A 14,054-nucleotide genomic window follows, 5' to 3' on the forward strand; every position below is an offset into this window, starting at 1 on the left:
CTCAGATCCGCTCGGCGCGTAGAATGCGATACTGCCACGCGCCGCTGCTCATCTGTTCGTAGACAGCCGATCCGGGAACGGCAAGAAAGTTGTCGATCATCGCGTCGTGTCCTCCAAAAGCCTCCGCGCGAGTGGAGGCCACATCGTCACACGATGCCAGCACATTTTGCGTGATCTCTCTGTCGCTGAGAATGCGGAAGCCCAATGGAGCAAGGAGTGCGCGAACTTCAAGCCAGCGCTCGACTGGCAGAAGATCCGTATAAAGAAATTTCCCCTTTTTCCTGATCACCCGACTGACTTCGCCAAAGAACGCCCGTAGATTGGGGTAAGTGTGCGACGACTCGATGTTCGTCACTGCATCGAACGTATTGTTCTTGAATGGCAGGTTCTCCGAATCGCCAACGACGAACTTCGTTCCGTGCTTGTGGGTGCGTCTGCAGAATGCTACGGCCTCAGGCGACAGGTCCACGCCTACCGATTTCGCGCCGAGCACCTCTGCCATAAGAGCTACCGTGCCTCCCCTGCCGCAGCCCACGTCAAGCACTCGCTTCCCCTTGAGTGAAGCGTTGCCAATCAACTCAAAGGCAAGCCGCACTGAGTTTCGATTGAACACATGTTCCGGGACCTCGTAACAAGACTCATCCGTACCGTTCTTGCTGATATAGCCGTAGTTGAGAAAGAATGATGCGGCGCCCAGACCTGAGGTCTCAAGCCGCCTCGTGACATCGTTGTAGAAATCGCGGTAGCCGGCCTTCGCCGCTTTGCCTGGCTCGTCGCCTTGCAGCTCCGTGGCTTCAGGAATGTCAGTTGCCAAGGGAAGACCCGCGGCTTCCGTTTCTCCCGCTCCGGTCTGCGCCTTATCGACAACTACCGCCAGCTCTCCAATGGTGGGTGCCTGGAAGAGCCTCAACACGGGAAGCTCGATTTGAAAGCGATCGCATATCTCGGCGGCAATCTGCGCCGCCAGCAACGAATGTCCGCCAAGATCGAAGAAGCGGTCATGGATGCCGATCGTATCAAGACCAAGCTGCTGGCCCCATATCTCCTCCAGCTTGCGCTCAGTATCTGTTCGTGGTTCTACATAAGCCGTTGCAAGATTAGGCCGCGGATGCAGTTCGGCCTTCGCAGCAGTTGAATCCGCACTCTTATGCTGCACCCACGCCTTCAATCGTTCCTCAAGATTTACGGCCACCACGACGCGCGAGCCAATCGGCGATGCAAGCAGCCTCAGCAGAGCATCGCTTCCCTCAGGCGGGGTAATCGCCAGTGGCATACTCACACTCTGCGCTTCGGCAGCATTGTCCCAGGCGTCCCAATCGATACTCAGCCAGTTCTCTCCTTGCTGCAACGCGAGCACGTCCAGCAGCGCATTGACGCCCGCATAAGCTGCAAGTCCCAAACCGCCAAGGGTAGAAGAGATTGACGAATGCAGGACCCAGCGCTTCGGCTCCCGCCCTTTCATTGCAGTCATCAGGTGAAACAGGCCGCGAATCTTGGGCGAGAACTGCGCTTCCATCACGTCGATTCCCGTCTCTGCCGCAGAAGCAAAAGCCGCTGCATCAATTCGCGCGGCCCCGTGCACGATGAGGTCGATCCTTCCAAAATGCGCAATGGCAGCATCAACCGCAGAAGAAACCTCCTGCGCATGGTTGAGATCAGCCTTCAAGACAAGCACGTCGTCCCTCTTCGAGCGCATCGCTGCTAGACGCTTCAGGATATTTCGCTGACCGGCTGAAGCGGAGACATCTTTGCTCGCTGCCTCCCACTCCGGCGGAGAAGGCAGCGATGTTCTCCCCATCAGGACAAGCCGCGCACCGATGCGGTTAAACATCGCCTCTGCAAGGTGCAGTCCCATGTGACCGAGTCCGCCGGTAATCAGAACGACAGGAGACGCAGGTAGATTGAGAGGAGCCTTTGGCACGCTGGTCGCTGCCGGGACGAATGTTTCGACGAAGCGCTGCCCCTTTCTGGTTGCGACTGCGGGATCGGGAAGTCCTGCTGCCATCTCCGTAGCGATCGCCTTAGCGACGGATACATCATCATCGACATCGATGTGAGCAACACGGAGGCCGGGGTGCTCCTGAGGAAGCACTCTGGCCACTCCCGCACAAAGCGCTCGCGCGGGATCGAGCCTGTCCTCCGCACTTACAAGAGCAGTGCCGCGCGCGACGAAAAGCAGCGGCAGAGGGCGCACCGTCAACTGGCTGCTGAGTGCATGAGCCAACCGCATTGGACCCAACAATGCAACCGGCGCAGCATCGTCAAGCAAGGTATCGCCCGGAGGCGCCGCATTCCAGCAATAGACAACGCCAGCCAGCCGGCCCTCTCCGCTGCACACATCCGCTGCCAGGCGTTGATAGTCTTCCGGGTTCTCGGGATTCAGCGTGTAAAAACGTTTTGTCTTTTTAAAGTTGTTCCCACGCCGCACGGCAATGACGTCTGCCCCCGCTCCCCGCAGCGTTTCTGCAATATCGGTTCCAGGCGCCGTCGTCTCATCAAAGATGAGAATCCTGCGTCCCTTTAGCGATGCGGCATCTGTGTTGAGCGGCTTCGTGCGGCTCCACAGCGCTTTAAACATCCATTTCGAAGTATCGCGAAGTTCTACAGTCTGAGTTTGTGCGTCCGGCAGCGCCCCTACCCAGTAGCTTTGCCGCTCAAACGGATAGGTTGGCAGACTGACCCGCCTTCTTCGTTCCGCCTGATGAAATCCCTTCCAGTCAACCGCCGCTCCACCGGTCCATAGCCTTCCAAGCGCAGCAAGAATCGTCTCTGTATCGGGTATTGCGCTGTCAGCTGTCGGAAGACAACTCACGCACTCTCCCTTCGTACCAGTAGCTTTCGCCGTTGCTTTGACGAACGTGGTTAAAGTGTTCCCAGGGCCTGCTTCAAGATAGATCGGATCTTTGCCGGCGGCTGTTTTTCCTTCAGCCAGCAACTGCAACCCATCGCCAAAGCGAACCGTCTGTCTCAGTTGCGACACCCAGTACTCCGGCTTTGCCACGTTTGCGTCCGCCATGCCTCCGGTCAATGTTGAAATGAATGGAAGTCTGGGCGAATGCAGCTTGATCTTTGCGAACACCTCCTCAAATTCGGCGAGGATCGGCTCCATCATCTCGGAATGAAAGGCATGTGACGTATGCAGCTTGCGATTCGGTATCGATTCTCCAATGAGAAGTTTCTCCACGCGGTTGATGGCTCGTGTGGAACCGGACAGGACGCAAAACCCCGGTGCATTGAGAGCAGCGAGAGCCAACCCATCGGTAACGAAGTTTTCCACGGCTGTATGCTCTGCGAACACTCCAAGCATCGAGCCGCGAGATAACGCCGAGATGAGTTTCCCGCGCCGGGCAATGATTGCGAGAGCGTCATCGAGCGACATGACTCCAGCAAGCGTCGCGGCAACGTATTCGCCAACACTGTGCCCGATCATCATCGCCGGCTTGATTCCCCACGTCTGCCAGAGCATCGAGAGCGCATAGCCAATGATGAACAATGTCGGCTGTGCATACTTTGTGTCCTTCAAAGCCTCCGCTGCATTCTTGCTCTGTCTCGCACCTGGAAAGAGTATCTGGCGAATGTCCTGCTTCAAGTGGCGTTGTAGAAGCTGCGCGCAGCGATCGATTGCGTCTCGAACAACTTCCTCGCTGTCGTACAAACCTTTCGCCATCTCCGGATACTGGGACCCTTGCCCCGGATACATGAATACAACTGGACGCTCTGTCGGAGCAGCATCTACAGACAGATGTGTCGACTCTCGCAGCGTGTCGATTGCACGATTGCGGTCGGTGTCCGATGTAACAATGGCACGGCGAAAGCGAAATGGCCTGCGGCCCACATGCAATGTATGCGCCGCATCGGGCAGCTCGATCTCTGGGTGAACTTCCAGGTGAGCGGCCAGTTGTTCCGTCGCGATCTTCAGGGCCGCCTCGCTTCGCGCCGAGACCGTCATCAACTGAAATTCTCGTTTTGTAGCTGCTTCTGTCGGACGAGGGGCCTCTTCCACGACAATGTGAGCATTCGTTCCTCCCACGCCGAACGAACTGACCCCTGCGCGTCGTGGAGTTCCATTCCGTTCCCACCGGCTTAATTTCTGCGTCACATAAAAAGGACTGGCTGCGATGTCGATCCCAGGGTTCGGCGCTGTGTAATGTACAGTCGGCGGAATCGCGGCATATTCAAGCGAGAGCACCGTCTTGATCAGTCCTGCGATGCCCGCCGCGCACGACAGATGTCCAAAGTTCGATTTCACCGATCCAATTCCGCAGAACCCACGTTTCTTGCTGCTCTCGCGAAAGACCTCCGACAAAGCGGAGATCTCAATCGGGTCGCCAAGAATCGTCCCCGTCCCATGCGCTTCAACATATCCAATCGAATCTGCCGATACGCCTGCCATGCGGTGGGCGGCGCGGATCGCCGCAGCCTGCCCGTGAATGCTCGGCGCCGTATAGCCAACCTTGTCGTTGCCATCGTTGTTGATGCCTGTGCCAAGAATGACAGCGCGGATATTGTCTCGCCCCCTCACCGCATCCGACAGCCGCTTAAGAACAACCAGTCCAACGCCGCTGCCTACAATCGTTCCTTGCGCCTTCGCGTCGAACGGCCTGCAATGCCCATCCGGAGAAAGAATGGAGCCTGCCGTGTAGAAATACCCTCCTCGCTGGGGGACGCGCACGGTGACGCCGCCTGCCAGGGCCATATCGCAACGCCCATGATGCAGGCTCTCGCAGGCAAGCGAAACTGCAACAAGCGAGGTGGAGCAAGTCGTCTGCACAACAACGCTCGGCCCCTTAAGGTTCAAACGGTAAGAGACCTGTGTGCAGAGGTGGTCTTTGTCGTTGGTCACCATCAACTGCATGCCGTCGATGTATTTCAGCGCATCCTGGTTCTGATAGAGGTGGTACAGATACGTGCTCAGTTCCGATCCACCGAAGATGCCTATCGGCTTCTCGAAGGTCTCCGGGTCATATCCCGCATCCTCAAGCGCCTCCCAGGCTGTCTCCAGAAATAAGCGGTGCTGCGGGTCCGTAAGCGTGGCATCGCGAGCCGAGAAGCCGAAGAACTGCGCATCGAACTTGTCCACGCCTTCAAGCAGCGGAGACGCATTCACATATCCCGGCAGACGCGAAATGTGGTCGGGTATTCCTGCCGCGCGCATCTCCTCCTGTGTCAGGGTCGTGATCGACTCAACACCTTCCGACAGATTTTTCCAATAGGTATCCAGGCTGTTTGCGCCAGGAAAACGGCCTCTCATGCCGATGATGGCGATGGGTTCGTGAGCGTTGGCCCGCGGCTCAGTCGATTCAAAACCGCTTGTTTCTTTTGAGCGGGACATACTCCGGCCTCATCAAACTTCGTTGGTGTCGTTTTCCGTTGCGACAACTCTCAGTTGCATCTCTACTCGAAGATCGCCGTCGCCGGTGATGTACAAAAATCCGATGTAAGGGACGTCTGCATCGTATTTATCGGCTTCCAGTTGAAGGGAGAAGGTGATGGTCGCCTCTTCACCCGGTCCAAGCTCCAGCACCTCGGGAGTGATCGCCATCTTCGGGCTGAAAGCGGCTTCTATGCCATCGAGGCGGCGAACCTCCGTAGCGATATAGTGGATCGCAGTTCGTTGTTCAGTTGTATTCGTAATGGCAAGCGATGCAAATGCAGCCCCACCCACTGGGCCGCGAAGCATTAAGAAATTAACCGGTTCACCGTTGCTCGCATTCGCGAGCGCGAGGATGCCCTCGAAGTAATCTTCTTCATAGTTGCTGCGAAGCTCATCGAGCTCCTTCATGAAGTCGAAATACAACTGGCCCACTCGCTGCAAATACTCAGGCAGTTCCTCAGACATCTGCGCAGCCGTTTTCTCCTGTACATCCTCCGCCTTCAGCTCACCGGCGGCCACCCGGTCGAGTTGCCGCCGATACGCCGCCAGTGCTTGCGCGTTCAGCCTGCCCGCATACTCCGCATACTGCTCAAACCATCTCGCAGGATTCGAAGCGTCGAAGACCGGCGGGGTCACCTCATCATTCAGGTCATTCGTCTCGCCTGCGCGGGGCGACCTGCTTCTGTTCAAAGCACTGACGCTGTGCAGGAACTCTGCGCCAATCTTCCCCAGGCGATCGGTATAGACGGCGCCATGCTGTTGGATGAAGCGCGGGAAGTGCTCCTGAAAGATCGTCGCAGGCAGCCGTCCCTGCGAGACGTATTCGAGCGCCTCCTGGTATAACTTCAATGTTTTGGCTGTGCTGGAGGCACTCCGCGCCAGAAACTGCGTGTAGGATGTCGACCAGTCCGCAGACGGATGATTGAGCGTGCGCTCCTCGGGTCGAGCAGTGCTGGTAGCCACAGTTCACTCCGGCTTGAAACATTTGGGCCCGCGATCCGATCGATCCATGAGACTCAACGATCCAACCATTGAGAACGAAACTAGATTCTACTCACAAACAGGTATTGCACGTCAACGCTCGATGTCATTCTGCCAATATCCCAAGTCACTGCTTGCCAGCACTTCTGAGCGATTCCATGGAAGAGCTAAGAGGGTAGGGCATGATCGGTCTTCATATTCTGACCGCTCCACACCTTCACCTCGGTCCATGGTCGAGACGAGCCTGACCAGAAGCTGTCGCTCGTGGGAAGCCCGAGCGGAAGCCATGCCGCCGAACACAGATAAAGGCTTCCGGTTGAGATATATGTCTCGCCCAATCCTGGTTGATGTCCCGCAAAGCCAATCGTGAGCCAACCCTTTGTATCGAATGTCCCTGGCCGCTCGACCATGCGACGCATCACGGCAGTCAGCGCACATCGCACCTGTTCGGGAGTCACTCCCTCGGGCAGTTGTCGTCGCAGGCTGATATCGCTCAGCAGGTGGAAGGCGCCAAAACGATATGTCAGCGAGCGTCCGATCGCAGGAAAGGTGCCTTCAGGGCTGATCATTCTCTCCTGGATCGCCGCGTACCTCTGTGCGCGTTCAAAAACGACAGGCTTTAGCGCAGTCCACATTGCACTTCTGGCTGGAACAGTCTCCAGAACCTTCATCAGCATGGGTTGAATCACAAAGCTGTTGTAGTAGTCCCAGTGGAAGCTCTTGCCATCGCCATAAGTTCCATCGCCCATGTACCACTCTTTGTGCATCTCAAGGGCGTAGTCCACCCGCATGGCATCCCACCGCGCTCCCATGAAGTAGAGCCCGGCCTCAATCATCGCCGAGAATAGAAGCCAGTTCGACTGCCCCGGAAGGATCTGCCGCGTGGCCTCAAGCGCCTTAATCACATTTGCCTTTGTCGCAGCATCCAGTGGTTCCCACAACTGTTTTGGCGCGCGCAAAATGCCAAGCACAAGAAACGCAGCATCCACCACCGACTGCGGTGTCATGCCGAAGTTCATGTAATCGGCCGACTGCGGATCGGTGCCGTAACGGATCCCATTGCGCGTCCACTCGCGATACTTTGCTTGGAGCCCGGCCTCCTTGCCTTCGGTCGAGCTCTCCAGCCAGGGTGCAAGGCCGGTTACAAGGCGGCCGAATGCCTCAAGATGCGTCGATTTTTTCCGGTCCTCCACAACGCCGGCAACTGCTTCAACCGGCATCAGTGCCCGTAACTGTCCCCCTCCAACGGCCTCAAGGACAGGGTGTGATATGCGTTGGACTACTTCGAGCCAATACGAACGATCGTCGCTACTGGCGGAAACAGGGGGTTGGCCAATGGACGCCGCCGGTATCGTGCTTGCAGCGCCTGCAGCCAGTGCGCTCTTCAAGAAAGCTCGCCTTCCAGTGCTTGCAGTCTGTCCAAAAGACATCGGTCGTCCTTATTGCGCTGATTGCGCTCCACTTTCGCAAAACGGATTATAGCCTTGCTTCTCAATCGATTGAACGACGTGACAAAAGGATTGGCGCGGCAGTCTTCTCGGTTACGCAACAGAATAACGATACTTGGATTTGCGTAGATTGCTCAGGTAGAGGCAAACTCAGCCTCCTGACGCTGAAAGGCCGCCATTACTGGCGGCCTTTGTAGTTTTGGCTTTCGCGCGGAGCGCGTCTGCTCCACAATGGTTAGTCTCCGGCGACGGTCTCTTCCGACTCAACCTTCGCGGGTGAGGGGGCTGCCTTGATCTCGCCGAGGGAGATGAAGCCGGGCTGCTCCTGCTCCTTGAGGATCTCCTTGCGATAGAGCTTGGCCATCTTCGCGTTTTCCGCGTCCTGCTTGATCTTCGCGTCGCGCGCCCGGATTTTCTCCTCGCGGGCGTTCTTGGCGATGCCGCTCTTGTCGAAGGTGTCGTTGGCAGCGGCGTTGACGTGGGACTCATTCAGCACCAGGTCGTACTTCTCCTGCTTCTCGATACCGACCTTCTTGCCGCCGGCGAAGATCTCATGACGGCCGTGCTCCTCGTACCACTTGGTGAGGGTGGCGGTCATGTGCATCTTCTCGATGATGTTCCTCCAGCCCACGCCGGTGTTGTAAGCGCAGAAGCTGATCTCGCCTTCCTGCGTGGCGTAGGGGATGATGCACTGTTCGGTGCGGCGGAAGTCGTAGTTGAACAGGTCCTGGAACCACATGCCGGCGATGAAGAGGAAGTTCCAGCGGTCGGCGCGGCGCTTCTCGATGTCGGCCATGGTGCGGTCCCCGGTCACCTTGCCGTAGTTCTTGCCGGTGGCGCCGAAGCACTTGTCGAACTTCTGCAGCAGGTCCATGATGCGGAAGTGCGTCGGGGCGTTCGAGGGGTTGTAGTTGCGAAGAAGCGCGAGCGAGACGCCGACGATGGACAGGAACTTGCCGCGGGCGGCGTCGTTGATGCGAGCGACGTCCTTGGCGAGCTGCACAGCGTCGAGGAAGCTGGTGACCGGAACCGCTTCCTTGGTCTCCTTGTCGATCATCAGCGCCATGCCGATACCGCAGTTCGGGTGGCAGCCGCAGGAGAGCTGGCCCCAGTCATGCTCCGGTCCGTGTACGAGGTCGGCCCAGTCGCTGAAGGTGGACATGAAGGAGATCGGGAACCAGTCGCGTGTGGATTCGCCGAGGCCGGTCTGGTTGCGGATGTCGTGCGCGAGGTGCGACAGCGTGTAGCGCTGCGCCGTGCGGCGCTCGTCCGAGATCTCTTCGTCGCGGCCAGTGAACGATACCGGCTGGAACGAAAGGAAGTTGATCTTCTTCGGGTTGTCGAGCGCGAACTCGATGATGCGGCCGACCTGCTCGTTGTTGATGCCGTTGACGATCGTCGTGACGGGAACGATGTCGACGCCGGCCTCGTGCAGGTTGTGGATCGCCTGGAGCTTCACGTCGAACGCGTTGCCGACCTTGCGGTGCGAGTTGGCGGCGTTGCCGATACCGTCGAACTGGAGGTAGGCGTAGCGCAGACCGGCCTCAGCGGCGGCCTTGGCGAACTCCTTCGACTTCGCGAACTCGATGCCGTTGGTCGCGGCCTGCACCGAGTTGTAACCGACCTTGCGGGCGTAGGCGACGGCGTCGAGGAAGTAGGGCGAGAGCGTGGGCTCGCCGCCCGAGAACTGTACGCTCATCTGACGACGCGGCTTGATCTGGATCGCGTTGTCGAGCATGGTCTTGATCTCGTCCCACGTCAGCTCATGCACGAAGCCGACCTGGTTGGCGTCCATGAAGCAGGGGTCGCACATCATGTTGCAGCGGTTGGTCAGGTCGATCGTCAGAACCGAGCCGCGGCCGTGCGTCACGGTGGACGTGCCGTGGTTGTGGAGCTTCTCGTCGTTGTGGGCGCGGATGTCGCGGCCGGGGAAGACATCTTCGAGGTGCTTCATCATCGGCGGGTCGATGGACATGACATCCTCGAAGTGGCCGTGGATCGGGCAGTCCTTGACCATCAGGATCTGGCCGTCGCGCTCGATGATCTGGGCCTTGATCTCGCCGACCTTCTCGTTCAGAAGAATCTCGTGGGGCAGCTTGCCGTCGACGATCTGCTGACGGATCTCAGGGATGCACTTGGGGCACAGCGAGTCGGTGGTACGCGGCCAGCCCAGCGGGGGCTTCTCTTTCTGGTAGGACTTCAGGAGGGGTTTGTCGCTCCACTTCGGGGTAAAGCTCGGGTTGGGCGAGATCGAGTTCAGTTTGTCGAACACGGCCCATGCAGCCTTTGCTCCATACGTAAGGGCCTTTTCGGCCAACTTCGCGGACTTTGCCATAGCGTTTTGTCTCCTGATGTCTTCCGGCTGAATCTGGGTATAGCCGATGCAGCTTCCAAATAAAGCTTATTGGCCGAAGGGCGCCAGCCGGAAGTGAGCACCCTGATTCAACCCATAGCGCGCCCACCTGTTAAGTAGATGAGAAGGCTGGACTTGAATCTTTTAAAAGGTACTCAGATTGGAGGGTTAACCGAAGGTTAAGCAAGCGAACGGCGAAAACGCGCATTGAACGGTAACGTCAGTTGGGTGAATGGCAGGTTTGAAAATGATGCAAAATGCCGCTCTGCCTGTTTGACTAGGGCATCCCGCCCTGCGAGGCAGCGATATTGTTCAGAATCTGCTGCACAAAGATGATGCGAACGTGAATGTGGCGGGCGACGTCGGGAAGAAATTCGTTGACCAGGTTGTTGACCGGATCGAGCGCGAGTCCGGTCGCGATGCGCTCGGCGGTGGAGGCCCCGTCGCTCTGAATACCCGGAACGTAGAGGTTGCTCAGCTCGGCCACGATGGGGTAGGCGGCGAGCGTGCCGTAGTTGGGGATCGTCTTGCCGGTGTCGCTGCGCGAGACGTAGCTGCGTGTAATGGCGTAGAGGATCCGCCTGCCGACTGGCCTGTCCCGCATCCGGTAGTAGCGCGGGTCCTGATGCACGAGACTGGGCACGGCGAAGGTGCCGAAGAACTCGGCCGTGGCGTTCTGCAGCATGCTGATCCCCGCCAGCTTTCCGAAGCCCTTCAGGCCGGGGCCATAGGCCGTATCGGGGTCGGAGGCAATGTTGATCGCGGAGACTCCGGCGATCGTACCGAGGCTGGCCGGATCGGTGCTGTAGTGCAGCGCGAGGTATCCCTTCTGCTGCCAACTGAGAGGGATCGCCAAGTCGGTATTGAGAAAGCGCTGATAGGGATAGACCAACTCGCTGCACGCGGGCCGCTGCGCATCGGCTTTGTTGGGATCGACGTAGATCACGCGCATCGCCCTCCACGCGTTGCAAGGCCGATCTCCCTTGCCGCTGGCCTTGAGCGAGGCTTCGCCGATGACGACGACATCCTCCAACTGCGGCTCCGGCTCTCCTCCCAAGGCGCTGGGAGCGTCGGGAAGATCATCGGCGGCCTGTGGGCTGGGAGGAGTGGAGCTGGAGTCAGGGGCAGAGCTGCCGGATGACAATTCGGAACCACCGGCAAACGAACCAGGGGCAGGGGCGCTGGCCGTCTGTGCAATGGCCGGCGCCACGGAAAGCAGTGTCCCCAGAATCAGAGCCTTATACATGCCTTGTCGTTTTCCTGCCTGGGAGGTTTAACCCCGTTCGCGGAGGAATTATTCATGCTTCCTGATGTGCAGCCAGTTGATGGCGTCGTTGCCGAACTCGGACAGAAGATACCCGAAGGCGCTTCCGCCCAGCGAGGTCGCCCAGGTCTGCATGACCTGTCCCGGAGTGACGTTGCGCTCCGGATAGTAGGTGTGCGTGAGGGCTGCCGCGCCTCCGGTGCCAAGGATGAAGGCGAAGTTCGGGATCGTTCTCCCTCCGTCGGTACGCCCGATAACAGGTCTGGTTCCCGCATAGATCGCGCGATCGATGAACGTGTGGCCGTGTCCCATCTGGTAGTAGCGCGGGTCCTGGTGAAACGCCGTGGCGAGGACGCCGTCGGAGAAGATCTCCTTGCTGCTGTTCAGCGCGGCCGCTGCGCCAAGGCGCTGCGCGAAGGCCTTCCCATTGGTGCCGTAGTTCGGGCTGGAGTCGATCAGTTGCGACCAGGTGGCCGAGGCCGCCCAGCCGATCATGCTGAACGGCGTCACGGACTCCCGCAAGCCAAGCTCGATCTTGTCGTGTGCTTTCTGCCTGGGCGCGGGCTGGCCGGCGGCGATGAACTTCACCTGCGGCAGGGCCGCCGGTTTGGGGCCGGTGTTATTTGTCTGCCAGGGCCACGCCGCTGCGTCTGCATTCGAGCTGCTGAAGCCGGTGGCTGTTGCGACAGAAGCGCCAGGCGAATCAGGCAGCAAAGCTGCGGTAGCGAGCTCACTGGCGTGCGGGGCCGTCTCCGCAGACCCGCGGTTTGCGGTAAGGCACAACAAAAGTGCTGCCGTCAAAGTGCCGTAGCGCAGAATGGATGAAAGAGAGACGGGAACTGTCAATGAACTGACCTCACAAACAGATTTCTGGATTCGCGTCTCTCGGAAGATAAGCGTGCATTGGCGCCAATACGCAGGTGAGAACAGGCGCGGCTTTTAAAGAGACGCATCCTGCAAACCCGGCGTTGTATTTCCAAAGACAATGGTTCGCTGCTTCATCGACGTTACCACCTCGGCACTGGCAGCGGAATAGCGGTCGTGGGCGATTGACCACGCTTTTTCCTCATTCTGATAATTGAAGTTGGAGAAGTGTGTATGCCCGAGAACCCGCCAAAATACGCATGGGAGCAGCGTCTGCATGAGGCGGGCGCTCGTGTGGAAGACGACGTGCGCAAGCTGATCGACTACTTCAACGACGAGGTCGTTCCCGACGTTCGCAGGAATGGTTCGGATGCGCTTCGTGCAGCCGCGCGGGAGTTGCAACGGCTGGCGCAGCGCATGGACGAGCGCGCGGGACGCAGGCCGCCCTCGTCTCCAGGAGATGCAAAGCAGCCGTGAATCGCCGCCTCACCTTCGCCGTGCTGGTCTCGGCGCTTGCGCTGGCGGCGAGCGGCTGCCACAAGAAGAGAGTGCAGGCGCACCGTCCGCCGCCGCCTCCGTTTGCCAGGCAGGGTTCGGGGACATACTCGGCGCGCAACCCTGGCTCTTCGACCGCGCCATCGCTCGGGCAGCCGCGTCCCGCGCCGCTGCCTCCCAATCTTCAGGAGAAGCCCGCGCTGGTGGAGACTGGACTCGCGAGCTGGTACGGGCCGCCATACGCCGGTCGCAAGGGTGCCGACGGCACGGTCTACGACCAGAACGCAATGACCGCAGCGCATCTGACTCTGCCGCTGGGTTCGATGGCGCGGGTGACGAACCTGACGACGAACCAGTCCGCGATCGTGAAGATCACTGATCGCGGCCCCTTCGTGCGCGGACGCATCATCGACCTCTCGCTCGCGGCGGCCAAGGCGACGGGGCTCTATCGCATGGGTGTTGCCAAAGTGCGCGTCGAGGCCTGGACGCCCATGCCGAGCACAAGCCCCACCGCAATCCCCGGCGGGCGCTGGTGCGTGCAGGTGGGCGCGTTTCAAAATGAGAAGGACGCGCTCAAGCTGAAGAGCCAGATGATGCGCCGCTACACGACCGCGAAGGTGATCGAGTTCCCCGGACCTACGGGGCACTGGGTCCGCATCAACCCCGCGCGCCCCGACAAGGCGAACGCAACCGAGGTTGCCGAGAGCATTCATGTGACGGACGCGCAGCCGTATCTCGTTCGAACGGACTAACGCGATCGGCTCTTATCGGATGGCGCGTTTGCCGGTACGCCGCTCCAGCTCCTTGATGAACTCCGCTGCTCCGCTGTGGTTCCAGGTATGCGTGATGCTGACGCGGTTGTCGCCGAGCACGCGCGTCATGCGTCCGGCACCTGTCAACTGGATCGTCATCACCTCGGGATAGGCGATGGCCTTGGTTCCTCGAATCCAGAACTTCTGCACCAGCCCGGTCGGGGTGAGCACGATGGTGCCGGGCATCTGCGACAGCACCAGCGCGAGCAGCGCAACGATCAGCAGCGGAAGCCACACCGGGAGATGGTGCGACGCCTTCCACATCGGCCACGCGAAGAGCGCGAAGTAGAGCGGGAGCACGATGGCCCGTCCCCAAAGCACCAGCGGCTTAATCGGAAAGGCGATGCCTTCGGGTGTCTCACGCGGTGAACCCTTCACCATGCGCCCTGCGTAAAGCAGCGCAAAGAGCGCGGCGAGAGTGGCGAACTGTAGTGTTTTGAAATCTGCTTGCATCTCGAAGATC

Annotated in this window: 9 protein-coding genes; 2 read left to right on the forward strand and 7 right to left on the reverse strand. The window is 59.2% G+C overall.

Annotated features, from left to right (window positions below):
- Nucleotide 1: 1 nt before the first annotated feature.
- The 6 genes from JSS95_11460 to JSS95_11485 all read right to left on the reverse strand — a co-directional run bounded on the left by JSS95_11460 (nt 2) and on the right by JSS95_11485 (nt 12,266).
- Nucleotides 2–5,332 carry an SDR family NAD(P)-dependent oxidoreductase gene (locus JSS95_11460; protein MBS1800433.1) on the reverse strand — a complete coding sequence of 1,777 codons (5,331 nt, stop codon included), beginning with the start codon at nt 5,330–5,332 and terminating at the stop codon, nt 2–4.
- Nucleotides 5,333–5,344: 12 nt separating this feature from the next.
- Nucleotides 5,345–6,337 (reverse strand): hypothetical protein, encoded by a 993-nt coding sequence (locus JSS95_11465; protein ID MBS1800434.1) that lies wholly within the window; start codon nt 6,335–6,337, stop codon nt 5,345–5,347.
- 185 nt (nt 6,338–6,522) lie between these two features.
- Complete coding sequence (locus JSS95_11470) at nt 6,523–7,785, reverse strand: DUF2264 domain-containing protein (GenBank protein ID MBS1800435.1); 1,263 nt, start codon at nt 7,783–7,785, stop codon at nt 6,523–6,525.
- A gap of 253 nt (nt 7,786–8,038) precedes the next feature.
- A complete protein-coding gene (locus JSS95_11475; GenBank protein MBS1800436.1) occupies nt 8,039–10,138 on the reverse strand; it encodes a radical SAM protein in 2,100 nt (699 codons plus the stop codon).
- Nucleotides 10,139–10,433: 295 nt separating this feature from the next.
- Complete coding sequence (locus tag JSS95_11480) at nt 10,434–11,402, reverse strand: hypothetical protein (GenBank protein MBS1800437.1); 969 nt, start codon at nt 11,400–11,402, stop codon at nt 10,434–10,436.
- 48 nt (nt 11,403–11,450) lie between these two features.
- Nucleotides 11,451–12,266, reverse strand: coding sequence for a hypothetical protein (locus JSS95_11485; protein ID MBS1800438.1), 816 nt, complete (start codon nt 12,264–12,266; stop codon nt 11,451–11,453).
- Nucleotides 12,267–12,518: 252 nt separating this feature from the next.
- Between JSS95_11485 and JSS95_11490 the strand changes: the two genes are divergently transcribed.
- Together JSS95_11490 and JSS95_11495 are read left to right on the forward strand one after the other, a co-directional pair.
- Entirely contained in the window at nt 12,519–12,761 is a 243-nt protein-coding gene (locus JSS95_11490) for a hypothetical protein (GenBank protein MBS1800439.1), read from the forward strand.
- Complete coding sequence (locus tag JSS95_11495; GenBank protein ID MBS1800440.1) at nt 12,758–13,531, forward strand: septal ring lytic transglycosylase RlpA family protein; 774 nt, start codon at nt 12,758–12,760, stop codon at nt 13,529–13,531. Before JSS95_11490 ends, JSS95_11495 begins: the two co-directional genes overlap by 4 nt.
- Nucleotides 13,532–13,543: 12 nt before the next feature.
- Here JSS95_11495 and JSS95_11500 read toward each other — a convergent pair whose 3' ends face one another.
- A complete protein-coding gene (locus JSS95_11500; GenBank protein MBS1800441.1) occupies nt 13,544–14,044 on the reverse strand; it encodes a hypothetical protein in 501 nt (166 codons plus the stop codon).
- Between the last annotated feature and the right edge of the window lie 10 nt (nt 14,045–14,054).

The sequence above is a fragment of the Acidobacteriota bacterium genome (assembly GCA_018268895.1).
Lineage (GTDB): Bacteria > Acidobacteriota > Terriglobia > Terriglobales > Acidobacteriaceae > Edaphobacter.